Here is a 26,186-nt window from a genome sequence, read left to right as displayed (position 1 = left end):
AAAATGTTTAGTAAACAAACCTATATCAACCGAATAGCCTCTCTAAAAAAGGCGGTTGGCTCCGGAATATTGCTTTTTCTCGGAAATGAAGAATCGGGAATGAACTATGAAGATAATACTTATGACTTTCGTCAGGATTCTACATTCTTATATTACTTCGGATTGCCATATGCAGGATTATCTGCAATAATAGATATAGACGAAGATAAGGAAATTATTTTCGGGGACGAATTATCTATCGACCATATAGTATGGATGGGTACTCAGCCGACTCTTAAAGAAAAAAGCGAAAAAATAGGAGTAAGACATACCATGCCTTCTGCAGATATCAGGGTGTATCTGAAAAAAGCTCTGGACAAAGGACAAACCGTTCATTATCTTCCTCCCTATCGTGCCGAACATAAGCTAAAGCTTTCGGAATGGCTCGACTTAAAAGTACCTCAGCAACAAGGCTCTGTACCCTTTATCAGAGCTGTGGTAAATCAACGGATATACAAATCGGCAGAGGAAATCGTTGAGATAGAAAAAGCCTGTAATATCACGGCTGACATGCATATAACAGCTATGCGTTGTGCGCAAATAGGCATGAAGGAATATGAAGTAGTGGCGGCACTTGAGTCTGTAGCTACAGCAGCAGGAGGACGGCTGTCATTTCCAACCATAGCAACAATCAACGGACAGACTTTGCACAATCACAGTCATTCGAATACAATAAAAGAAGGAGACATGCTGCTGATAGATGCCGGAGCTGAAACATCCATGGGATATGCAGGAGATATGTCTTCGACAATTCCCGCCGGTAAGAAATTTTCTTCCCGCCAAAAAGAGATCTACGACATACAAGTAGCATCGCATCAGGCTGCAGTACAGGCTCTACGTCCGGGAATACCATTTAAAGAGGTATATGAACTATCGGCTCAGGTTATCTGCGAAGGTCTCAAATCGTTAGGAATCATGAAAGGTGATCCTGCCGAAGCTGTTTATGCAGGAGCTCATGCTATGTTTTTTCCTTGTGGTCTCGGTCATATGATGGGACTTGATGTTCATGATATGGAGAATCTGGGTGAAGTATGGGTCGGTTACAACGGAGAGCCTAAAAGCACTCAATTCGGTCGGAAGTCATTACGTCTGGGACGTAAACTCGAACCAGGATTTGTTCTAACCATAGAACCCGGAGTATACTTTATTCCAGAACTGATTGATCTCTGGCGCAGTGAGAAAAAATTCACTGATTTTATCAACTACGATAAACTCGAAACATATAAGGACTTCGGCGGTATCCGCAACGAAGAAGATTATCTGATCACCGATACAGGCTCACACCTGTTAGGTAAAAAAATACCTTTAACGACAGACGAGGTTGAGGCTCTAAGATAAGAGCCCACCCCCTTTATATATTGTTTATCAGAATTTATGAAAGACACTAATAAGGCAATTCTATATGCAGCGATAGCTGTATTGAGCTGGTCTACCGTTGCAACGATGTTTAAAGTAGCATTACGGAATTTTACTCATTTCGAGATGCTTTTGATTGCCAGTTTCACAGCTTTATGTATTTTCTCTGTAACAATGACCATTCAACGGAAATGGGCATTATTATCATCTCTTCCTTCTCGCCAATGGGGTAAATTCGCTTTGATCGGCTTACTTAATCCCGTGGCGTATTATCTTGTCCTATTCAAGGCTTATAATCTGCTGCCGGCGCAAGTAGCACAGCCTATAAATTATTGCTGGCCTATCGTCTTATTGGTATTGCTAGCCATTTTTGCCCATCAGCAGATACCTGCGCTCAAGTATATAGGAATGGCTCTCTCTTTAACCGGAGTTGTGTTTATCTCGCTTGGAGGCACAGGACTACAAGGAGAGGGACTTCCGGTCGGAGGGTTGTTGCTTGCTTTACTGAGTGCTTTTCTTTGGGCATCGTACTGGATCGTAAATAATATGAACAAACATATTGACGGTACAGTTACACTATTCCTTAGTTTCTTATTCGGGTCGATGTATCTGCTGATAGCCTCATTTTTTGTCGGCGTCAACCTACATTCAATTCCCGGGGTATTATCCAGTATGTATGTCGGAGCATTCGAAATGGGCATTCCCTTCATATTCTTTGGTCTGGCAATACGTAAAACAGATAACTCTGCTCTGATCAATCAAATGTGTTATTTATCGCCTTTCCTTTCATTATTCTTTATTCACCTGGTATTAGGCGAACACATATACATAACGACTTATATCGGACTCTTCCTGATTGTATTCGGGATTGTCTTTAATGAATATATTATAAAATATTTCCAACGGAAACGAGGCCCAATCAACACTTAAAATACGTAATCATAAATATTTTATCACATATAAGATCACGAATTATTCTTAAAATCTTTTGGTAAAACCCCAAACTGCTTCTGAAAACATTTGGCAAAATAAGAAGGATTATTAAACCCAACCATATAACAGACTTCATTTATTCGGAAATTGTCTTGCTGCAGTAATTCGGCGGCTTTTTTAAGACGGACAAGCAATAATAACTTATTAGGAGTACATCCCGAAATGTTTTTAATCTTGGCAAAAAGTCCGGAGCTGCTTATACATAGTTCTTCAGCAAGATCATCCATAGAGAAGTTCTCATTCGAAATATTGTGCTCAATAATATCATTTACCTTCAACAGAAACTCTTTATCAGTCTTGTTGCCAGCTATGCTGCTTAGGGGAACAAACGGAGTTTCGGCATACTTCTTCTGCAATGCCTCACGGATGGATAACAGATTACGGATTTGCGCTGCTAAAAAGCGAATGGAAAAAGGCTTTTCGACATAAGCATCTGCTCCGCTTTCCATGGCTTCTACTTTTGTAGAGGTATTATTTTTTGCAGTAAGCAATATGATCGGAATATGGCTCCACAAAATATTATTTCTGACATAACTGCAAAATTCTATTCCGTCCATTTTAGGCATCATTATATCGCTCACTATCAGATTCACTTCATTTTCTTGTAATACCTTAATTCCTTCTTCTCCATTGTCGGCAAGCAATATTCGGTAGGTATCCGATAGATTTTTCCACAGAAACTCCTGAATATCCATATTATCTTCGACAACCAAAATTGTAAGACGCCCTGCCCTACCCGACTTTTCCGGACATTCATTTCGCCATGTATCATTACCACTCAGTTCCACTGGGATATGCTCTGTTGCTTCCGACTGTAAACGCTGTATTATATCCTCCTTGCATTGCCCTGATGGAAGTACAATCGTAAACATGGTCTTTTCATCTTCAATGCTGTGCACTTCTATTGTTCCATCAAGAGCATCAACAATCCTTTTCACCAAATTCAAACCGATACCAGTTCCCGATTTAGTATTTCCCGGAACCTGAAAAAACAGATCAAATATTTTTTGCCGGTATTCGTCGGGAATACCACGCCCATTATCCGTAACCTGTATACAAAAAGTATTGTTATCAGTATTTGTATTCAGAGATAGCTCGATGTAATCCCTCGTAAATTTTGCAGCATTATTCAATAAGTTGCTGATTGCTTTTGTCAGATTCTCCACATCCGTCACGGCTTTGAAGTTTTTATCATCACTATGATACTCCAGTCGGATATTGCGTTGCTCAAGGGATGGACGGAAACGTTCACAAATGTTCGATAGTACCTCATCTACATTACATTCCGAATAAGACATCTGAACAGATTCCTGCTCCATCTTCCTAAAATCCAGCAGCTGATTTACAAGAAAAAGTAATCTCTGACTATTCCTGTCAATAATGTTTAAATCGCTTTTAATCTTCTCTGGAAATTGATCAGATATCTCTATTATCTTTTCGAGAGGACCTATAATCAGGCTGACAGGAGTACGTATCTCATGAGCTATAGTTGTGAAAAAATTGATCTTAGCATCATGTATTTCTTTTTCATGGGCTGCCCGCATTTTTTCCATCTTGGCTTTGTCCTTTCTAGCACTCACTTTCCTTATATATTTCGAGATAATAATCATAGCCACTATATATATGACTATATACAGGACTATGGCAATATTAGTTCTCCAGAAAGGAGGCGTAATTACGATCTTAAGTGTAAGCCCTGCATCATTCCATATACCGTCATTATTCGAAGCCTTGACACGGAATGTATATTCTCCGGGCGATAAATTAGTATACGTTGTCCGTCTCTGATTACCTACATAGTTCCATTCCTTATCAAAACCTTCAAGCATAAAGGCATATTCGTTTTTTTCGGGTGCAAAGTAACTGAGTGCGGTATATTCGAGACTGAATACATTTTTACTGTAAGGCAAAGTCAACTGCATAATACTGTCTTTGGAGACAGACATGTATTCTTCGGGATTGTCCACCGATTTATTAAAAATCTGAAAGTCGGTCAATACCACCGGAGGAATATACCTGTTGGTTATTATTTGTTTCGGATAAAAAGCATTGAACCCGTTAGCTGTACCGATATAAATACGTCCCGAGGATGTTTTAATACCTGAATTCTGAATAAAGAGATCGCTTAACAAACCATCGCTTTTTGTGAATGTACGCAACTGATTACGCTTGGTATCGAAACGAATCAGCCCTCGGCCTGTAGTAATCCACAAAAATTCTTTATCACTGATAATCTTATAAATCGTATTGCTTTGGGTACTGAGTACAATATTAGTGAAGTTATTTTCTTTTGGATTAAACTTACAAAGTCCGCTGTTCGTTCCAATCCATAGTTGATTATTATCATCGGTACATAAACATAATACCTCATTACTAATCAGGGAATTTTTGTTTTTTGATTCAAACAAATAGTTTGTCCACCTGCGGGTGGCCGGATCATAAACATGCAAACCATTTCCGATAGTAGCAAACCACAAGGTTTTGTTGTATTCAAGTATATCGATAGTTACAGCCGACAGCTTTCTTATGCGGTTAAAATTATCAGAAGATCTATTATAGCGATTTATCCCCTGAGTAGTCCCTACCCATATATTATTATGGGAATCCTTGTAAAGAGAAAAGATATTATTGACATCAATACTGGTCGAATCATTGGGGTTATTCTTATAACATCTGAATTGTTTTGTTGTCACATCCATCACATTCAATCCTCCGGTATATGTACCAATCCAGAGATTATTTTCATCCAAACACAGCCCGTGTATATTATGGAAAGAAATGCTGTTTTTTCCTTTCTGCGGTTTATAGGAGGTAAAAAGTCCCGAACGTTTATCCATGTAATTCAACCCTCCGTCGTCGGTTCCTATCCAAAGATTACCGGATTCGTCCTCACAAAAAGAACTGATAACGTTTCCCGATACCGAATTCTTATTCGGATCATGAGTATAACTTGCAAAATAGTTACGGCTGGGAGCCGCATAATTTATACCTCCGTAATAAGTACCTATCCACAACCCGCCTTCCCGATCCTGATAGATCGGATAAATAAACCGGCTCGAGATATCAGGCTCCTGTAAATGAAACACTCTTCTATTTCCGATAATGGGCGAAACAGCAAAAGAAGTCAACCCGTCATCAGAACCGATTAACAGATTTCCCGGCTCATATTCGGTTATAGTATGTATATGTACAATTTTATCTGCATTTTCCGTATTCAGATAACTGTTTACTATCCCGCTTATCTTATCCACTTCGTACAACCCGTTATTCCATGTACCAAACCATAAAGTTCCGAATGTATCTTCTATTATACTATATGATGATAATTTTTTCAATTCGGATGGAGCAATATGAGGAAAAGCTGGAATAAAACGATCTGAGTTTTTATCGAGACGATAAATCTGATATGCCGTAGAGTTGACCGATGTCCATATAGTATTATCCTTATCCTTATACAAATAGGTTATGAGATCAGACGATTGTAAAGGATCAGTATATTTCGAAAATGAATATCGTTTCAAGCTATTCGATTTCCGGTTATACAAAAATACCCCTTGGCGGTACGACGCTATCCAGATATTTCCTTTTTCATCTGCCACAATATTCTGGATGCGGTCGTTGATACATGTCCCGTCCTGTGCCTTCAGTTTGAAAGCCTTAAATTTATTGGTTTGCGGATTGTAGGTACAGACACCTCTCTCCGTGCCTACCCATAAAATGCGGCTATTATCTTCGAATAAGCAGTAAACGTAATTATTAATCAGAGATGTAGTATCCCTCGGTACATTACGGTATGTTTTGAACTCATATCCGTTGAAACGGTTGAGCCCGTCTTCTGTTCCAAACCACATAAAACCTTTTGTGTCTTGCAAAGCTGAATACACAGTATTTGAAGACAATCCGTTTTCGACAAGATAGGTCTTAAAATTGAGGTCAATAGCATAAATTGACAGTCCGAAAACTATATTCAGAAAATAAGTTACAAAAGATAGCCATATATATTTTTTCATAATATCCGGATTTCTAATTTAATGTCTCAGACCTATTTATTCACTTTATATGTACAACATATTACCACTTACAAATACATCATTAAATACTTTCTGTTACTTATTCTCAAAAAAGTAACAAAAGTAACCTCAAAATTGCACATCTTTCTATTGTTACTTTTCACTCCTCTGCTCCTTAAGGAGAATTTTACTACCACCTGAGCAAGCCATTTCAAGGGTTTGGAGCTATTTAAAAAAGGTGACAAAGGTTACTCACTTTTGTAAACCTTTTCCTTTATTGGCTGATTTTTTCATTACCGAATTTTTCCAATTGTTGGAAGAATACCTTATAAACAAGAAAGGCTGCCCGTCTTTTCTGCATAGATAAAAAGAATAAATGGTTGTTTTCTTTTCTACAAAAGGATCTATAATCCTAAATATCGCAATTTTTTATGATTCTGTAATCTATCGCAAAATACTCCAAAAGAATAATACAATCCTATGATTTAAAACTTAATTATTTATTAACCACCACAATACAATATTATAACATAAATTATAACCGACTGAATATTAGAGAAAAGTTGTATCATTTTGGAGTTTTTTAGTATAAGGAAAGCCTTCTATTTAACGAATTTTGTGAAATAAGAATTATACTCCTACTCCCTTAAAAAACTTTATAACCTGTATCCTATGAAATTAAAAGAAATATTATTAACAACAAGTTTATTTTTGATTACCCTGTCGGGGTATTGTCAACAAGAATTCGGAACCAAAGACAAATCTGGCGAAAATACTTTCGACCAATTAGCACAAACTCCACCCATGGGATGGAACAGCTGGAATAAATTCGGATGCCGGGTAAGCGAAAAACTAATAAAAGAAATGGCAGATGCCATGGTATCATCTGGTATGAAAAGCGCAGGTTATGAATATGTAGTTATTGATGACTGCTGGCAAACCGGACGAGACAAAAACGGAAATATAATAGTAGATCCCGAACATTTTCCGAATGGAATGAAACCGGTAGCAGATTACATTCACAGTTTAGGTTTAAAATTCGGAATATACTCATGCGCAGGCAGCCTTACCTGTCAGGGGAGACCAGGTAGCAGAGGATATCAGTTTCAGGATGCACGTCAATATGCAGAATGGGGTGTAGATTATCTTAAGTATGACTGGTGTTACAACGAAGATCAGGATGCAAAATCGGCATACAAAACAATGAGCGATGCGTTGAAAGGATCTGGACGCCCTATTGTATTCAGTATTTGTGAGTGGGGCGAAAACAAACCATGGGAATGGGCAAAAGGTATCGGACATCTATGGCGGATAACTGCCGACATCCGCGATTGTTTCGACTGCCAGTTCAACTGGGGGGGAGTTGGAGTACTCCAGATATTAGATAAAGCTATGACAATAGATAAGCATTCAGGTCCGGGACATTGGAACGATCTCGAAATGCTCGAAATCGGAAATGGCGGACAAACTCAAACCGAATACAAATCGCACTTTGCTATCTGGTGTATGATGGCTGCACCTCTGATGGCAGGGAACGACTTGAGAGAAATGGACTCATTCACAAAAGAATTATTAACCAACAAAGAAGCCATAGCAATCAATCAGGATAAGCTGGGACGCTCAGCATTCAGATACCTGCATCTGAATGGCATAGATATTCTCGTAAAGCCGTTGTCAGGCGGCGATGCAGCATTCTTATTTATTAACCGTAATAATTTCGAAATTGACCTGGACTATGACTGGAACATGGATACCGTCTATGACAGTGACCTCGAAAACGGAGCACTTTATATGAAACGCTCTCCCAGAACCGTACGCAATGTTTGGACTCATCAAAATGAAGGTGATACTCAAACGAGACTGAAAAAGACCCTCGAACCTCACGAAAGCCTATTCTACAGGCTAAATAAGTAAGCAAGTGTAAAATGTATTCAACTTGTTTACTCGTTCACTGATAAATAAATAGGTCTGTGACCTTAAATCAAATGAAAAATGAATCGAAAACAATTGAAATTTAAAGACAAAGTCTTTTTGAATGTGACAGCACTGTCATGTATGACTTTATTGTCATTGGCATACCCAGCAAACAGCTATGCCGCTCATATCACAGAGATTCAGCAAACCAAAAGTTCGGTGTCGGGAACAATCACCGATAATCAAGGTGAACCTCTTATCGGAGTATCAGTTAAAGAAAAAGGTACATCCACCGGAACAACTACTGATCTTGATGGAAAATTCGTCCTTGCTGTATCCAACCCAAACGCAGCACTCTCTATCACTTATGTGGGATATGTCAGCCAGGATATTGCATTAAATGGTCGAAAAACTCTGACAATAGAACTAACGGATAACTCGGAAGAACTTGATGAAGTTATTGTTACTGCATACGGCTCGCAAAAGAAATCATCGTTTACAGGTTCTGCGTCCATCGTCAGTGATAAAAAACTGGAGGCTTTACAACCCGTCAATATTACCCAAGGACTACAAGGTTTATCCGCAGGAGTACAGGTTATAAATAATTCGGGACGCCCCGGTGATGATGGTACTGTAGTAATTCGCGGATTGGGTTCTATGACAGCCAATAGTAGCCCGCTGTATGTAATAGATGGTGTGCCGTCTGACATTCCCCTCAATTCAATTTCTTATTCGGATATTGAATCAATCACAGTACTTAAAGATGCTGCTTCGACATCGTTATACGGATCAAGAGCAGGAAATGGAGTAATACTCATCACAACAAAAAAAGGTAAATCAGGAAAAACAACCATAAACCTAAGGGCAAGCTGGGCTACAAGCGATTTTGCTGTAAAATTTCCAAAGAAAGTTTCTGCAGCCAAACAATACGAACTTACTTTCGAAGGGTTATATAATGACGCAACCGACTTCATGAGTATGAACGATCAGCAAGCCCGCCAATATGCCTATGATAATGTAACTAAAGTATTTTGGAACACTTCACCCGTCACTCTCAATGACGGCACTGTACGTCAGTATCGATCAGGTTGGAACATGGATAATCCTGTCGGATTAGACGGTAAGATCAAGCCCGATGCAAAACGGCTTTGGGAAGAAGACCTTTTCGACCAGGCATTTTCTAATAAATTGAAACAAGATTATGGAGTAGATATCAGCGGATCGCTAGGCGATAAGAACAGCTATTTCATGTCTATCTCTATGCTGGATGACAAGGGTATTTTCATTGCCGACCACTTCAAACGTTTTACCGGACGTGCAGCATTAACATCAAAGCTCAGTAAATGGTTCTCTATGGATAACAGCATCCTGTTCGCATCATCCACTAACTATAACGGAGGATTTGCGGCACGTGTGTTCAGAGTGTATCCGTCGGAATATTCAGCATACCTGTGGGATCATAAGAACAATCAATACGCAGTAAGTGAATATACCGGAGGAAAAGTACTGGATGAAGGATGGAACAACGGACGTGCCTGGTGGCCAAAATGGAGTCCTTACGGAGCATTGAACGAAAGGGTCAAAAATTGGAACGACAATGTTCAGACCGTTTCGGCTCTTACATTTACGATTCTTCCCGAACTGACTTTAAAAACGACCTATTCTTTCCAGTTGCAGAATGTATACAATAATAACTGGAGAAGCCCCGAACGAGAAGGAACTCTCATTCCGGCAGAAGGTTCTGTAACTCGTGCAGCTTACCGTAATACGTCACATACCATAAACAATGTTCTGGTATATGACAAAGTGTTAGGTAACGACCACCATCTCAATGTAATGCTTGGACAGGAAGCTTATAAATATACAACAAATGGATTCGGGGCATACCGTAAAGGTCTAAACCTTCCGATATTTACAGAAATATCTACCGCCGAAGAAGATCCTACAGCATGGTCGGGTACCGACAATTATGCTCTGGCGAGCTTTTTCTCCCGTATTAATTACGATTTTAAAAACCGCTATTATATATCAGGCAGCATTCGTACCGACGGCTCCTCACGATTCGCTTCCGATAACCGCTGGGGGACATTCTACTCGGTAGGGGCATCATGGCGTATTACTGAGGAATCGTTTATGAAAAGTACAAAATCGTGGTTGGACAATCTAAAAATCAAAGCCAGCTATGGAGAAGTAGGAAATGATAATGTCGGATATTATCCTTATCTGGGATTATTCGAAACAAGCAGCTATGGAGGAAAATTCGGAGTTGTACAATCCCAATTGTCGAACAAGAACATCAAATGGGAAACGAACGTACAGGCTAATTTAGGCCTTGATTTCTCGATATTTAATAATAAGGTGAATGGTACATTCGAAGTATTCAGCCGCAAGTCGAAAGATTTATTGCTATCCCGTCCTCTGGCTCCATCATTGGGAATGTCTTCGATTATGGAAAATATCGGAGACATAAAAAATACAGGATGGGAGATCGAACTGAATTACAATGCTATCAAGACAAAAGATTTCGATTGGAATATCGGACTGAATGCAACTCACTACAAGAATGAAATAACCCGTTTGCCTTCTAAAGAAGAAACTTTTAATGTAGGTGTAGGTGTATTCAAATGGAAAGAGGGGGCATCACGTTACGATCTGTATGCTCCGGTATGGGCTGATGTCAATCCCGAAAACGGACGTAACAGATGGTATAAATATACATTCGATGAAACCGGTAAAATTACAGGAAAAGAAAAGACCGAAAATTACAGCGAAGTCAATGTAGCAGAACAACGTATCAAAGCCGGATCTACTCTGCCGGATGTTTATGGCAGTATTACCAATAACTTCCGTTACAAAGATTTCGACCTGTCAGTTATGCTTTATTACAGTCTTGGCGGCGTAGTATACGATTATAACTATGCAGAAAGCACAGTCTTAAGAGAAAATTTCGCAGCTTACGATTATCTCGATAACCGCTGGCAGAAACCGGGTGATGTTACAGATGTTGCAAAAATATACACTTACCGATGCTTCGATGCCAGCTCATATGCACGTTACAGTGACAAGTTTATCTTCAAAAACAACTTTGCCAGACTGCGTAATATAGTATTAGGTTATTCGATTCCGCGTGACCTGGTCAAAAAACTGGGTATCGGCTCTTTAAGATTCTATGTAAAAGGAGATAATTTGCTGACTTTCGGCAAATTGAAAAATCATGGAACAGACCCCGAAAACTTCAATGCAACCAATGTGGCAGGAGGTGTCATAGATGGAGAATCAGGTGTTCCTGCCTTAAAGACTTACAGCTTTGGTCTAAATATTCAATTCTAAGGTCTCAGGCCTTTTTGTTACTCAACCCAAAAAAGTAATACAATGAAAATTAGAAATATATTATACACTTTCCTGTTAGGATCTACATTACTGACTATGTCAGGATGCGATGATTTTCTGAATACATCCCCTACAGGATCATTGTCTGATTCGCAAATCATAACCAGTGTCGCCGGATTAAGATCCGAATTATTAGGAACATACAGACTTATGCGAGATGGAGCTGGTTATGGTCCTAATGTGTACAGTCCGGAAGGAATTATGGCATTATCCACAACCACAGGTATAGACATTATGATTAATGATGAACAGGTGGGAGATTTCTGGTATTTTACTACCTTTAGCATGCAACGTTACGATGCTACACAACCCATCCCTATCAATATGTGGAATGCCATGTATAAGATAATAAGCAATGCAAATATTGTATTAGCAAATATTGACAATGTAAGCGGAGATCAGGATGCTAAGGATGAGATCAAAGGACAAGCTTTGGCAATACGCTCTCGATGCTATTTCAATCTGGTGCGTTTTTATCAGCATACTTACATTATTGCTAAAGATAAACCGGGAGTACCGGTCTATCTGGAACCGACTCTTACTCCTAAAGCCCGGGCGACTGTTGCCGAAGTATATAAACAAATTGTAGACGACTTGACCGAAGCAGAAACTTTATTGACAAAATATACACGCCCGACAAAGGATTATTATAACATAGACGTTGTACGTTTTCTCTTGGCAAATGTTTATCTGACCATGAACGATTGGGCTAATGCCGAAAAATACGCCCATTATATAACAACATCATATTCGCTGATGTCGATGGATGAATATAAAGCCGGATTCTCGACTGTTAATAAAGAATGGGTAGTTGGGTATATACAAACTAGTCAGGATTATTGGTGGTACGATTCTCATGCGTGCTGGTATGACTTCGGGCAGAACAATTCTCCATGGCAGGCCGAATTATTTATTCCTGTAAAACATTTTGTGGAAGGAATAATGAAAGACGACCCTCGAAATTTAACGATTGTCAATCCCCTCTACAGCGATAAATATGCATCAACAAAATTTCGGGAACTCAAAGATTCTGGTCCATACGGAGATCTGTTTGATATGCGTGCTGCAGAAATGTATTTAGTAGAAGCAGAAGCTGCTGCAAGACAAAACGATACAGGAACTGCCCTGCAAGTACTAAACAAGCTCCAAAAAGAAAGAGGAGCCAAAGTTTCAACTGTGACTGCAAAAGATGCATTGATAGATGAAATTCTTCTCGAAAGACGAAAAGAAATGTGGGGAGAAGGTCTTGATTACTTCGATGTGATGAGATTACAGAAGTCAGTAACTAAAACTAAAGAAATGGGTTTTTACTATGATGTATCCGTTCCTGCGAATTCGAATAAGTTAATAATGATGATACCCGAAAAAGAAGTCATTAATAACTCTGATATGGTACAGAACCCCAATCCTACAACGGATCCGGTATTTACTCCATGAATAATAACCAAATGCAATGGTAAGAGTAGTATTCTTACCATTGCTCAAAATAAAAAGCAAGTATAGACCCTGAATAATTAAGTAACGGTTAGCTTCCAATACCGAAGCTTGTTACACACGGTCAGTAACAATAGGTCTGAGACCTTAATATAAACACAGAGAGATGAAAAGATTAGCGACAATCCTATTAACTTTAACCTTGATAAGCTGTGGTGCAACAGAAGAAAAATCGAAAGTACAATTGGGTGAAATAAAGGAAGTACCTTTTACGGATGTTCATTTTACGGATGACTTCTGGCTGCCTCGCATGGAAATCAACCGAACAGTTTCAATTCCCTCGGCATTTCATCAATGCGAAATAAATGGACGTTTCGATAATTTCGCCCTGGCGGGAGGACTTATCAAAGGCGAACACAAAGGTGATTTTTCATTCGATGACACCGATCCTTATAAGATCATCGAAGGAGCATCTTATTCTTTGGCTGTCAAATACGACCCCAAACTGGATGCATACCTCGATAGTGTAATAACCTTAATTTCAGCAGCTCAAGAACCCGACGGATACCTTACAACCTGCGTAACCAATAAATGTACCCGTTTATCAGGCTGGTGGGGAAGTTCGCGCTGGGAAAAGATCAACAGTCACGAACTGTACAACAGCGGTCATTTATATGAAGCGGCCGTAGCACATTACAAAGCTACCGGAAAAAAAACATTGTTGAATGTAGCAATCAAAAATGCAGACTTAGTATGTCAGGTTTTCGGTCCCAACGAAGGCCAGAAACATGTCCCCTCGGGTCACCCAATTATCGAAATGGCTTTGGCTAAACTGTATAATGTAACCGATGATGAAAAATACCTGAAGATGGCTCGCTACTTTGTAGACGAAACCGGGCGAGGTACAGACGGACACAAACTAAGCCCTTATAGCCAGGATCACAAACCGATCATAGATCAGGATGAGATCGTAGGTCATGCCGTCCGTGCAGGTTATCTGTTCTCTGGGGTGACGGATGTAGCATCATTACAGCACGACAAAAAACTATTCGATGCAGTCAATCGTGTATGGGAAAACATGGCAAGTAAGAAGTTATATCTCAATGGAGGTATCGGTTCCCGTCCGCAGGGAGAAGGTTTCGGCCCGAATTATGAATTGAATAACTTCAATAACTATTGTGAAACATGTGCTTCGATCGCCAATGTATATTGGAATCAACGCATGTTCCTCGCAACAGGAGACTCCAAATACATAGATGTACTGGAACGCACCTTATACAATGGACTGATAGCCGGAGTATCACTCAGCGGCGACAAGTTCTTTTACGATAACCCGATGGGTACCTCCGGAGGACATGCCCGTCAACAATGGTTCGGATGTGCATGCTGCCCCGGTAACGTAACCCGTTTTATGGCATCGGTTCCGGGATATGTATATGCCATCGACAAAAAAGACGTATATGTAAACTTATTCGTGGGAGGGAATTCCAAATTGAAAGTAGGAGATACCGAAGTTGAGTTAGTACAAAAAACACAATACCCTTGGAATGGAGATGTAGAAATAGATGTGACGCCCAATAAAAATGATAAATTCACACTCTTGGTACGCATTCCGGGTTGGGCTAAGAATAAGCCTGTACCTTCTGATCTATATGCTTATGTAGACGGATCGAACCCTCAGGTAAAAGTGCTTGTAAACGGAAGCGAAACAAAAAAACATACACGTGCCGGTTACTGGGTTATAGAACGTGAATGGAAAAAAGGAGATAAGGTAACCTTAACAATGGACATGCCCGTCCGCAGGGTAGAAGCAAATCCGCAGGTTAGATACGACAAAGGTTTGCTTGCCATGGAAAGGGGACCTATCCTTTATGCGCTGGAAAGTATAGACCAGAAACGCGATTATATTTTTGATATAGTTATTCCGCGTGATTCGAAAATAGAGTCTCACTTCGAAAAGAACCTGTTAAACGGAGTCGTAGTTCTCGAAGGAAATGCCTTTGCCGTAGAAAAAGATTCTGCCAGTGGAAAGGTAATAGAAAAGCCTCTTACATTCAAGGCTATTCCATACTCTACATGGAACAACCGGGGTATAGGACAGATGGTAGTATGGACTCCTGCTACAAAAGAATACGCAATAGTAAAACCCGAACCTACAATAGCATCCGAAGCAATGCCTGTAGACGGATGGGGCTTCAATGATCAGTTTGAACCGACATCATCCGATGACATAAACACTCCATACCATTACTGGTGGCTGAAGGCGGGAACAGAAGAGTCTATCGGCTATAAATTCAAAAAGCCCGAGCGGATTTCGAGTGTAGAAGTATACTGGCTCGCATTTGATCACTACGATGTCATCTATAAAGCCCCCGAATCATGGAAACTTTTATATAAAACCGGAAATACTTGGAAAGAAGTGAAAAATACATCTCCCTATGGAACGGAATTGGATAAATACAACAAAGTTTCTTTCGAACCCATAACTACAACCGAACTGAAAATGGTGGTACAACTTCAACGACCTAAAACCGAAAAAGCAGCGGAAGAAAACGGACCTCAGGTCGTAGATGTAGGACGTAAAGGATATTCGGGAGGTGTAATAGAATGGAAAGTAAATCCATAAAGATCAGACTCTAAATATATAACAAAATGATTAAACCACTTTTATTAAACTCAATATTACTTATTTCAATGTTGGCTTTTGTCTGCTGTTCGAATAAAAAAGAACAGCAGGCATCTGCTGCTTCCGAAAAAGTATCGACTGTTCCGGATTCTTTGGGATTAGCCCCTTTCTATAAAAAATATCTCAATGCCGAAGGTTTACCTGTTGTATCATCCAATAAAGTCTGCGATGAAGCATTAGAACGAACACGAACCGTTATTCTACAAATGCTGTCGAAGCGTCCGGATGTAAAAGACTACATGGTATCCAAAGGCTGTCGTGTAATGATAATAGGTGCAACGGAAGAAGTCTGTGATCTGCCCGAATATGCAAAAATATGTACCCCCGACAGTACTGCCTACTGGAACAAACGGGCAAGAGGTTTCGGCGGTGCTCCCGAAGATGATTACAGCGCAAGCTTCGGCGAAGAAAACGTTATGTGCATGCCCGGAGACAGATACGAAGGAGAAAGTATAATGGTACACGAGTTTGCCCACATTGTACATACTGTTGGTATCATCGGTGTAAAACCCGATTTCGACACAGAATTGGAAGCTCTTATGGAAAAAGCAAAAGCAAAAGGATTATGGGAAAACACATATGCCCTCAGCAATAAGTATGAATATTTTGCAGAAGCTGTACAATCGTTTTTCAACTGCAATAGATATTCGGCCGAGCCTAATGGAGTACACAATTCTATCAATACTGCAAAAAAACTGAAAGAATATGATCCGGATATCTATAATCTTCTGTTGCAGTATTTTCCTGAAAATATAAAGTTGGATATATGTAATAAGTAACCGTAAGTATCTAATGTTACATTTTAAAGTCATAACTATCAATCAGTGTTATACTTGGATAGATAATAAAAAGGTCTGAGACCTTAAATCGTTTGAAAAATAAGCTGGCCTATGAAAAATATTTATATTCATATATTGCTTTTTATCTTCACATTACAGGCTTGGGGACAAGAAGTCAAATACAACTCCTCAGGAGCAGGTAACCCTGTGATTCCGGGATATTTTGCCGATCCGACAGTCCGAAAGTTTGGTGATACATATTACATATATGCCACAACCGATGGAACCGGCTTAGGAGTAGGGCCTTCGCAGGTATGGAAATCGAAGGATTTTGTCAACTGGACTATCTCTCCTATGAATTGGCCGACAGCCGATCAGGTTTGGGCTCCGGATGTCATGCAGGGAACAGACGGACGATATTACTTCTATTATAGTCAGGCTTGTAAAATATATTGTGCGGTTTCGGATAGCCCTACCGGTCCATGGACTAATATACTGGGCGCAGACGAAGCTGTTCTGATTCCCGACCGTTATGTAAAAATGTCAATAACCCTAGATGCCCAGAGCTTTATCGATGACGATGGCTCTACTTACCTATATTGGGGAACATGGGGCATCTATAAAAATCACGGCTGCGGAGTAGGTAAACTCAATGCCGACATGAAAACCTTTGCTGATACTACTTTGATTCCAAATACTCAGGCTAAAGAGTTTTTCGAAGCCCCTTATATGTTTAAACGAAACGGCATCTATTATTTCACCTATTCGTCAGGATCGTGTCACGACCATACTTACCGGATACAATATGCCACAAGCAAAGTAGGACCTATGGGACCTTTTGAATTCGGAGACAACAACCCAATTCTCGAAACGTCTCAGGATAGTACCATACATGGACCCGGTCATCACAGTATACTAAAGGAAGGAGATGATTATTATATAGTTTATCACAGGCACAATATACCTCAATCGACACGTGGATTTTTCCGGCAAGTCGCCATCGATAAGCTGACTTTTGACAAAGATGGACGGATAGAGAAAATTACTCCGACACACAAAGGATTGGGATATTTGCAAAAAGACAGTAATCCGTATAAAGATATTGCCTTCGGGAAAAAGATTACCGCCTCTTCTTATTACAACGAGAATTTCAGACCCGAATATGCCAATGACAATAATAATGCTACACTTTGGAGAGCGGCTAACTCCAGAGGAAAAGAGTGGATACAAATCGATTTAGGGAAGAATCTTCCAATCAAACGTGTATGGACACAATTCGAACATCCTACATCTTTTTATCAGTATCTGATAGAAGTTTCGACCAATGGCAATGACTGGATATTATTTTCGGATAAACAAGACAACACATTGGCGGGCAGCCCGATGATTGATCACGGTAATACTCAAGCCAGATACATCCGGTTAACTATTACAGGTAACGAAAGAAACGGCTTATTCCCTGCCCTATGGAACATAAAAGTATTTTCGGAAGGAAATGATCCTTTTCCTGCAAATGAACAACCGTTCAACAAACAAGCTTCGGTTGCTGCTGCTGATCACTCGGGACTTCTGTTTGAAATAAATGCCGATAATTATCAAAGTGGATCAGTAGCAGGCCGGATCGCTGATCTGAAAATACCATCCCGAGGCTTCAATGCTGTAGGAACAGCCGTTCTTATTAAGGACATTGAAGGGAGAAAGGCTTTCGTATTTAACGGAACTCAGAAGTTTGAATCTGATTTCGGATTGCCGGCTACCATAAAAGGCAATGCCCCTTACTCACTTTCGGCTTGGGTATTGGCACAATCGACACCCAACGAAAACGAATGTATTATAGATGTAAACGAATCTTATAATGAATTGTCAAAGATAATTCTGGGATATGGGACAAGTCCCCGCAGTGGTATAACCATGCATTACGGTTGGTACGAAGATATGGGGTTGTCTTCGCTCCCGACCGTAAATACATGGAACCACATTGTAGTGACTTTTGACGGATATTTGGAGAAAATATACCTAAACGGGCACCTTGTCAAGAGTAAAGATATTTATCTTCGTGTAGGCAGTTCCGAAAAGCTGACATTAGGAATGAAATTCGATGGTGAGCATCCTTTTCGGGGAGCATTGCATTCCTTATCTATGTACGATATACCTCTAAGTGAAAATCAAGTGCTGGAATTATATCAGAATATCAATAATAACTAATAAACAATATACTTATGAAAAAGCTTCGCTTATGTCTTCTGCTGGCATTACTGCCCATTATTTCGGCAGCAGCACACACCCATCACGAGCAGCAAACGACCCAGAAAGATTATCCGATACAGCCGGTATCTTTCGTTTCGGTTAAATTTTCGGATAAATTTTGGGCCCCACGTATAAAAACCAATCAGGACGTAACTATACCCATCGCTCTGAAACAATGTTATATAACAGGACGTGTTGACAATTTTAAAAAGGCAGGAGGTCTTATGCCGGGATATTTCGATACCCAATTCACATTTGACGATACCGATATTTACAAAATACTCGAAGGCATGTCGTATTCGATACAAATGTATCCGAATAAAGATTTGGAAGCTCGCATGGATACTCTTATCTATTATATACAGAAGGCACAAGAACCTGACGGATACCTTTTTACCGCACGAACAGCTGCCGAACCAGGAAAACTCCATGAATGGGTAGGAGCAAAACGCTGGGAAAAAGATCCTGACCTGAGCCACGAACTTTATAACTGCGGACACTTGTATGAAGCAGCTGTAGCACATTATCAGGCTACAGGTAAAAGAACTCTGCTTGATGTAGCAATCAAAAATGCAGATTTGCTGGTAAAGGACTTCGGTCCCGGAAAATTGGCTTACGAGCCCGGACATCAGATTGTAGAAATGGGTCTTGTAAAGATGTATCGAGTAACAGGAAAAAAAGAATACCTTGATCTGGCGAAATACTTCCTAGACCTGAGAGGTCATGGCGAAAGCGGAGAATACAGCCAGACCCATAAACCTGTAATAGAGCAGGATGAAGCTGTAGGGCATGCTGTACGTGCAGCTTATATGTATTCAGGGATGGCAGATGTTGCCGCATTGACCGGAAACAGCGCCTACCTACATGCCATAGATAATATCTGGGACAATGTAGTGACTAAAAAGTACTACATCACAGGTGGTATCGGAGCCACAGGTCATGGAGAGGCCTTCGGTAAGAATTACGAACTACCCAATATGTCGGCTTATTGCGAAACATGTGCTGCAATCGCCAATGTATACTGGAACCATCGTTTGTTCCTTCTTCATGGAGATTCTAAATATTATGATGTATTGGAACGTACGCTTTACAATGGTCTGATTTCAGGAATAAGCCTTTCGGGTGATCATTTCTTTTATCCCAATCCGTTGGAATCGGTCGGACAGCACGGACGCAGTGAATGGTTTGGCTGCGCTTGCTGCCCCAGTAACGTTTGCCGTTTTATGCCATCTATCCCCGGATACGTATACGCTAAAAAAGACAATAAAATCTATGTAAATCTATTTATCGAAAGCGAATCGGATATCGAACTCAACAAGAATGATATAAAAATAGCCCAAAAGACTGGTTATCCTTGGGATGGTAATGTATCAATAACTATTGATCCTAAAAAGGCAGAGACATTCGAAGTACTTGTCCGTGTACCGGGATGGGTACAGAACCAGCCCGTACCCAGTGATTTATACAGTTATCTGAATCCGAAAAAAGAGACTGTAAAAATAACGGTAAACGGAGTTGAAACAGACAATACTGTATCGCCAAACGGATATATTGCAATTTCCAGAAAATGGAAAAAAGGAGATAATATAGTGGTCGACTTCCCGATGGATATTCACCGCACTTTAGCCAACGATAAAGTAGAAGACGACAGAGGAAAGGTGTCTTTGGAACGGGGTCCCATTGCATATTGTCTAGAATGGCCTGATAATCAAGACAAGGTTCTTAATGCTGTACTTGAAGACAATGTTCCGATAACAGCATCATTTATACCGGACGAATTGAATGGAATAGTACGCCTCGAAGCTGATGCCAAAAGCGCGCGAAGGGGAGATGATAACGAGGTCATAATCGAAAATAAACATCTGACAGCTATCCCTTACTACGCATGGGCTAACAGGGGTGCAGGTGAAATGGCAGTATGGATACCCCGTACCAAGGAGCGCACACGTCCCCTACCCCCACCTACTATTTGCACAAGTGCCAAGGTAACATCTTCGGCTCCCAACAAATCGCTGAGCAGTGTTAACGACGGATACTGGCCTGATAATTCAAACGACCGTCATGTTCCATTTTACTCTTTGTGGCCAAAAAATAATTCGGAAGAATGGGTAACATACGAATTCGATAAGCCCGAAACATTTTCCTCTGCATTTGTATATTGGTATGACGATGCACCTTGGGGAGGCTGCCGTATACCTCTGTCGTGGAAAGTTCAGTATCAGGATGCCAACGGACAATGGCTGGATGTAAAAACAAAAGGCAGCTACAAAAGCGAGAAAGACGTGAAAAATCAAATAGAGTTTGAGCCTGTCTCCGCTAAATTTGTACGCCTTTCAGTACAATTGCCTGTAAAAGAATCTATCGGTATTTATGAATTCGAAGTAAAATAAGGTTGCTGATCTGTTTATTTCTTTGGAAAGTAAAACAACCCGAGATTCTTATAACCAGAAAGCATTTAATGGTATACTTTCTGGTTCTTCAATACAGAAATTTATCTATACAAAAGAATGTGTAAAGGCAAATTAATATTCGCCAAAAACAAAAAGACACAACTGGAAAAAAAGTTATTTTATTGTAACCTTTGTCACCTTTTCGGTACGGAATATATATAAAAAAAGCCAGAGACTTTTATCAAAAACAGAGAATAAATGAAAAGATTAATTATCGCACTTCTTGCCGTATGCCCCCTATTATCACAAGGGCAGGATATGAAAGAACTCTATCAGAAAGCCGATTCGTTCTATACGAAATACAGTTCGATGTCACGAGGTTTATCTGATATCGAAGCTATCAAAAACAGTCCTAAGTTCTGGTATTCGGCTCGTACAGCCAACGGAAAAGAGTTTTTCTTGCTCGATGCCGAAAAAGAACAAGAACCCACTGCGGCATTCGACCAAAAACGTCTAGCTCTTTCACTGGAAACATTTCTGCATAAAGAGATTAAAGCGTACCAGTTGCCATTTCAGAAAATTCGATTCGCAGGAACCGATACACTGTCATTTATTATTGATAAACAAGAATACCTGTGTACCCTGGCTGATTACAAAATCATAAAAGGAGCTGCAATCCCCGAAGATTCTTACTGGGGAGGTGTATATCGAGAAAATAGTAAAGAAAAAATCAAATCGCCCGATGGCATTAACGAAGCATATATCAACGAAGGCAATCTGTGGATACGCAATATCGCAACAGGACAAGCGAAAGCGATCAGTACCGATGGCTCGGTATACGACTATTACTCATCGAATATTTATTGGTCTCCAGACTCTAAGAAAATTATCTGCTGTAAATATCGTCCTGCAGAAGTCAGAAAATTGCTGCTGATATCGTCCTCACCAAAAGACCAGCTGCAGCCAAAAACCGAAGAATATGACTACCCGAAACCCGGAGACGCATTACCAATAAGAAGACCCGTTCTATTCTTTATTAATGAAAACCGATCTGTGGAATATAAAGTTCCTGATGTAGATGCCCAATTCGACCTTAATAACATCCGATGGGATAAAAGCAGTACGTCTTTTTCATTTCATTTCAATAAACGGGGACATCAACAATACGTTATTTACGAAGGAAACATTCAATCAGATCAGCTGCGAACAATTGTAAATGAACAAAGTAACACGTTTATCTATTACAATGCAGTATATGAGCACTGGTTCGAAAACGAAAAAGAACTACTCTGGATATCGGAACGAGACGGATGGAGACATATCTATCTGTACGACGTACCGACCGGAAAAGTAAAAAAACAATTGACTAAGGGAGAGTGGGTTGTTAAAAATGTGGTACATGTAGATGAAATTAAACGGACTATCCTGTTTAAAGGATGCGGGATGGATGCGGGAGAAGATCCTTATCTCGAAAAATATTACCTTCTGAATATAGACAATGGAAACATCAAAGCCTTAACCCCTGAAAATGGGAATCACAACGTAACATTCAGTTCAGACTATGCGTATATGGTGGATACTTATTCTCGTACCGATCTTCCTCCGACAACCGTATTAAGATCGGCGAAGGACGGAAAAATCATCCGTACAATATTTCAACCTGATATAAAAGATGCATTAGCTGCCGGATGGCGTATGCCCGAAGTATTCTCAGCTAAAGGACGTGATGGTAAAACAGATATCTGGGGGATGATAATCCGTCCGAATAATTTCGATCCGAATAAGAAATATCCCGTGATAGAGTATATTTATGCAGGGCCTCATGATTCTCACGTTCCAAAATCTTTTGCTCTGGCTCATCGTCCGAGCCATTTAACTGAACTCGGGTTTATTGTGGTTATGATAGATGGAATGGGAACTGCCAACCGATCGAAAGCTTTTCATGATGTATGCTGGAAAAATCTGAAAGACGCAGGATTTCCCGACCGCATAGCATGGATGAAATCTGCCGCTGACAAATACCCTGAAATGGATATTACCAGAGTTGGCATTTACGGAGGCTCGGCCGGAGGACAAAACAGCATGGGAGCAGTACTGTTCCATCCCGAATTTTATAAAGTGGCAGTGGCTGCTTGCGGATGCCACGACAACCGAATGGATAAAATCTGGTGGAATGAACAATGGATGGGATATCCTATCGGCAAAGAGTACGAAGAATGCTCGAATGTGGTAAATGCACATCTGCTGAAAGGAAAGCTGATGCTGATATTAGGAGAGCTGGACAATAATGTTGATCCTTCATCTACTTTACAAGTAGTAAATGCCCTGCAACAAAGCAATAAAGAGTTCGATTTTGTTATACTGCCGGGAGCAAGACATACCCTCGGAGAAACATACGGAGAACGCAAACGCCGTGATTTCTTTGTGAAGAATCTTATAGGACTACCTACTCCAAACTGGAACGAACAATGAATAATCCGACCAACAACAAAATTGCCCTATTGAGGCAATTTATGAAAGAACATAATTTACAGGCATTTATAATTCCGACAACTGATCCGCATCTGAGTGAATATCCCGCCGCACATTGGGAATCACGAATGTGGATAAGCGGATTTACAGGATCGGCAGGTATAGTTGTGATAACAATGGATAAGGCTGGCTTATGGACAGATTCCCGTTATTTTCTTCAGGCTGAAAGCGAATTAGCAGGATCAGAAATCAAATTATTCAAAGCAAGATTGCCGGAAACACCTTTGATTCCTGATTGGCTGACGGATGAATTATCGAATGGAGATAATGTAGGAATTGACGGAAAAGTATATGCGGCAAAAGAGGCTCAAGATCTGATCAGAATATTGACTCCGAAAGGTATATCTGTGATAAACAGCACAGACCCTTTCGACTCGATATGGGCCGAGCGTCCTGATATACCAAAAGGAAAAGCATTTATCCATCCCGAAAAATATACCGGAGAATCAGCTAAAGGAAAAATAGTCCGCATTGCTGACTCTATCGAAAAAAAAGGAGCAGACTCTTTGCTGGTAAGTACCCTCGATACTATAGCATGGATATTTAATCTGAGAGGAAATGACGTCATTTACAATCCGGTAGTTGTATCGTATGCCTATGTATCACGTACTGAAACGATCTTATTTATAGATTCTTCTAAATTAGACAATACTATCCTGACGTATCTCAATGAACAAGGGGTCACAGTAGAGCCTTATGATGAAATATATAGCTTCGCTCAGACTCTAAATAACTCTGTTTGTATCGACTCTAATAAGATCAGCTATAGTCTGTATAATGCTATTCCTAAGCATTGCAGAATAGTAGATATGCTGTCTCCTGCCGATTTGATGAAGAGTATTAAGAATGATGTAGAAACAGAAGGATTCGGGCGGGCAATGGTACGTGATGGTGTAGCACTTGTACACTTCTTTAAGTGGCTCGAAGAAGCTGTTCCAAGAGGAGAGGTTACAGAATATAACATCGGAACTAAGCTTGTAGAATATCGCAGTAAACAAGAGAACTTTGCCGGTGAAAGCTTTTGTACCATTGCCGGATACGGAGCTAATGCGGCGCTTAATCACTATCACCCGACTGCCGACAATTGCCTATCAGTTAAACCCGAAGGTTTGCTGCTTATCGATTCGGGAGCACAGTATCTCGACGGAACAACAGATATAACCCGTACAGTAGCTGTAGGTACTGTTTCGGATGATATGAAACGAGATTACACCCTGGTTCTGAAAGGTCACATCGGGCTGGCTTCTGCTGTATTTCCTCAGGGAACAAGAGGCTCTCAAATAGATATTCTTGCACGTCAAGCGATGTGGAAAGAAGGTATCAATTTCCTTCATGGCACAGGTCATGGAATAGGTCATTATCTGAGTGTACATGAAGGCCCTCATAGCATTCGCCCCGAAATAAATCCGGTGAATATCTATATAGGAATGATAACATCCAATGAACCGGGTATATACCGAGATAACAAATACGGAGTACGTACCGAAAACCTTATGAGAACTCAACTTTATAATAAGACAGAGTTCGGAGAGTTCTATTCATTCAAAACTATCACTCTTTGCCCAATAGACACAACTCCTATCATCAAAGAGATGCTTACAGACGATGAGGTTACTTGGCTGAATAACTATCATACCGAAGTATACAATAAGTTATCACCCTATCTGGAAGATGCTGAAACAGAATGGCTTAAAGCAAAAACTCAGCCTATCTAGTAAAAAGGGATAAGGCAGATTCAAACTCTGCCTTATCTTCTTTACTTCTTGTTCATCAACTCACTCGGATTATCGTTCTTATTCAACTTGCGAATAACTCTTGCAGGATTACCCACCGCCAAAGAATCGGCAGGAATGTCTTTAACAACAACCGAACCCGCACCAATTACACAACGATCACCAATAGTTACACCCGGACATATTGTGGAATGCCCTCCAATCCAGCAGCGTTCACCAATCTTTACGGGTTTGCAGTCTTCCCATTGGGCTCTTTCTTCGGCATCCAGCGGATGCTGTGCAGTGTATATATGCACACCCGGAGCTATGAGAGTATAATCTCCAATGGTTACGGTTCCTCCGTCAAGGATAATAGCCCCCATATTGATAAAGACCTTTTCTCCGGCATAAATAAGATCTCCGTAGTCGCAATAAAAAGGAGGTTCAGCATAAAAGCTCTTATGTGAATTCGGGAAAAGCTCGTTCATCACCTCTCTGAATTTGTCGGTATGATATTCCGTCACATTCAGTTTATGCAGAAGCGGCTTTATCTTTTTCCGCACCTCAACCATTTCTTCGCAATGAGCATCGTAATGCTCTCCTGCTGCCATTTTTTCTTTTTCGCTCTTCATCTGTTTAAGTATTGTTCTAGTAAATGCTATTCTAAAGAAAGAGGGTAAACAATATCCTGCTTACCCTCCCCA

Annotated in this window: 12 protein-coding genes and 1 pseudogene; 11 read left to right on the top strand and 2 right to left on the bottom strand. The window is 40.3% G+C overall.

The features are described from left to right. Positions 1 to 3: 3 nt before the first annotated feature. Together AABJ51_RS14715 and AABJ51_RS14710 are read left to right on the top strand one after the other, a co-directional pair. A complete protein-coding gene (locus AABJ51_RS14715; protein WP_338373182.1) occupies positions 4 to 1,377 on the top strand; it encodes an aminopeptidase P family protein in 1,374 nt (457 codons plus the stop codon). A 36-nt stretch (positions 1,378 to 1,413) separates the two neighbouring features. Then, positions 1,414 to 2,325: a DMT family transporter gene (locus tag AABJ51_RS14710; protein WP_338373181.1), complete on the top strand. Its 912-nt coding sequence runs from the start codon at positions 1,414 to 1,416 to the stop codon at positions 2,323 to 2,325. Between the two features lie 35 nt (positions 2,326 to 2,360). Here the strand turns inward: AABJ51_RS14710 and AABJ51_RS14705 are convergent, their stop codons facing one another. Continuing rightward, positions 2,361 to 6,398 carry a hybrid sensor histidine kinase/response regulator transcription factor gene (locus AABJ51_RS14705; RefSeq protein ID WP_338373180.1) on the bottom strand — a complete coding sequence of 1,346 codons (4,038 nt, stop codon included), beginning with the start codon at positions 6,396 to 6,398 and terminating at the stop codon, positions 2,361 to 2,363. A 672-nt stretch (positions 6,399 to 7,070) separates the two neighbouring features. Here AABJ51_RS14705 and AABJ51_RS14700 point away from each other — a divergent pair. The 9 genes and pseudogenes from AABJ51_RS14700 to AABJ51_RS14660 all read left to right on the top strand — a co-directional run bounded on the left by AABJ51_RS14700 (position 7,071) and on the right by AABJ51_RS14660 (position 25,485). Next, the gene (locus AABJ51_RS14700) at positions 7,071 to 8,312 is read left to right on the top strand and encodes a glycoside hydrolase family 27 protein (protein WP_338373179.1); all 1,242 of its coding nucleotides are present in this window, start codon (positions 7,071 to 7,073) and stop codon (positions 8,310 to 8,312) included. 78 nt (positions 8,313 to 8,390) lie between these two features. Next, a complete protein-coding gene (locus tag AABJ51_RS14695; RefSeq protein WP_051290714.1) occupies positions 8,391 to 11,642 on the top strand; it encodes a SusC/RagA family TonB-linked outer membrane protein in 3,252 nt (1,083 codons plus the stop codon). 42 nt (positions 11,643 to 11,684) lie between these two features. After that, positions 11,685 to 13,139: a RagB/SusD family nutrient uptake outer membrane protein gene (locus tag AABJ51_RS14690; RefSeq protein WP_338373178.1), complete on the top strand. Its 1,455-nt coding sequence runs from the start codon at positions 11,685 to 11,687 to the stop codon at positions 13,137 to 13,139. 163 nt (positions 13,140 to 13,302) lie between these two features. Then, positions 13,303 to 15,762 carry a glycoside hydrolase family 127 protein gene (locus AABJ51_RS14685; protein ID WP_338373176.1) on the top strand — a complete coding sequence of 820 codons (2,460 nt, stop codon included), beginning with the start codon at positions 13,303 to 13,305 and terminating at the stop codon, positions 15,760 to 15,762. Between the two features lie 128 nt (positions 15,763 to 15,890). Beyond that, positions 15,891 to 16,601, top strand: a pseudogene (locus tag AABJ51_RS14680) (hypothetical protein); the annotation flags it as partial. Between the two features lie 111 nt (positions 16,602 to 16,712). Next, the gene (locus AABJ51_RS14675) at positions 16,713 to 18,806 is read left to right on the top strand and encodes a family 43 glycosylhydrolase (protein WP_338373174.1); all 2,094 of its coding nucleotides are present in this window, start codon (positions 16,713 to 16,715) and stop codon (positions 18,804 to 18,806) included. Positions 18,807 to 18,820: 14 nt separating this feature from the next. After that, complete coding sequence (locus AABJ51_RS14670; RefSeq protein WP_338373173.1) at positions 18,821 to 21,238, top strand: glycoside hydrolase family 127 protein; 2,418 nt, start codon at positions 18,821 to 18,823, stop codon at positions 21,236 to 21,238. 258 nt (positions 21,239 to 21,496) lie between these two features. After that, entirely contained in the window at positions 21,497 to 23,710 is a 2,214-nt protein-coding gene (locus AABJ51_RS14665; RefSeq protein WP_338373170.1) for a S9 family peptidase, read from the top strand. Beyond that, a complete protein-coding gene (locus tag AABJ51_RS14660) occupies positions 23,707 to 25,485 on the top strand; it encodes an aminopeptidase P family protein (protein ID WP_338373168.1) in 1,779 nt (592 codons plus the stop codon). Before AABJ51_RS14665 ends, AABJ51_RS14660 begins: the two co-directional genes overlap by 4 nt. Before the next feature lie 41 nt (positions 25,486 to 25,526). Here AABJ51_RS14660 and AABJ51_RS14655 read toward each other — a convergent pair whose 3' ends face one another. Beyond that, a complete protein-coding gene (locus AABJ51_RS14655; protein WP_338373165.1) occupies positions 25,527 to 26,114 on the bottom strand; it encodes a sugar O-acetyltransferase in 588 nt (195 codons plus the stop codon). Positions 26,115 to 26,186: the final 72 nt, after the last annotated feature.

This window comes from Indolivaga capnocytophagoides, from assembly GCF_036511535.1.
Classification (GTDB): domain Bacteria; phylum Bacteroidota; class Bacteroidia; order Bacteroidales; family Dysgonomonadaceae; genus Dysgonomonas_A; species Dysgonomonas_A capnocytophagoides.
This window is presented reverse-complemented; position numbering and strand designations above follow the sequence as displayed.

Coding starts and splice junctions, on each gene's coding strand:
- AABJ51_RS14665 (WP_338373170.1), top strand. CDS start 21,497: ATGAAAAGATTAATTATCGCACTTCTTGCCGTATGCCCCCTATTATCA.
- AABJ51_RS14700 (WP_338373179.1), top strand. CDS start 7,071: ATGAAATTAAAAGAAATATTATTAACAACAAGTTTATTTTTGATTACC.
- AABJ51_RS14710 (WP_338373181.1), top strand. CDS start 1,414: ATGAAAGACACTAATAAGGCAATTCTATATGCAGCGATAGCTGTATTG.
- AABJ51_RS14705 (WP_338373180.1), bottom strand. CDS start 6,398: ATGAAAAAATATATATGGCTATCTTTTGTAACTTATTTTCTGAATATA.
- AABJ51_RS14695 (WP_051290714.1), top strand. CDS start 8,391: ATGAATCGAAAACAATTGAAATTTAAAGACAAAGTCTTTTTGAATGTG.
- AABJ51_RS14655 (WP_338373165.1), bottom strand. CDS start 26,114: ATGAAGAGCGAAAAAGAAAAAATGGCAGCAGGAGAGCATTACGATGCT.
- AABJ51_RS14660 (WP_338373168.1), top strand. CDS start 23,707: ATGAATAATCCGACCAACAACAAAATTGCCCTATTGAGGCAATTTATG.
- AABJ51_RS14670 (WP_338373173.1), top strand. CDS start 18,821: ATGAAAAAGCTTCGCTTATGTCTTCTGCTGGCATTACTGCCCATTATT.
- AABJ51_RS14690 (WP_338373178.1), top strand. CDS start 11,685: ATGAAAATTAGAAATATATTATACACTTTCCTGTTAGGATCTACATTA.
- AABJ51_RS14715 (WP_338373182.1), top strand. CDS start 4: ATGTTTAGTAAACAAACCTATATCAACCGAATAGCCTCTCTAAAAAAG.
- AABJ51_RS14675 (WP_338373174.1), top strand. CDS start 16,713: ATGAAAAATATTTATATTCATATATTGCTTTTTATCTTCACATTACAG.
- AABJ51_RS14685 (WP_338373176.1), top strand. CDS start 13,303: ATGAAAAGATTAGCGACAATCCTATTAACTTTAACCTTGATAAGCTGT.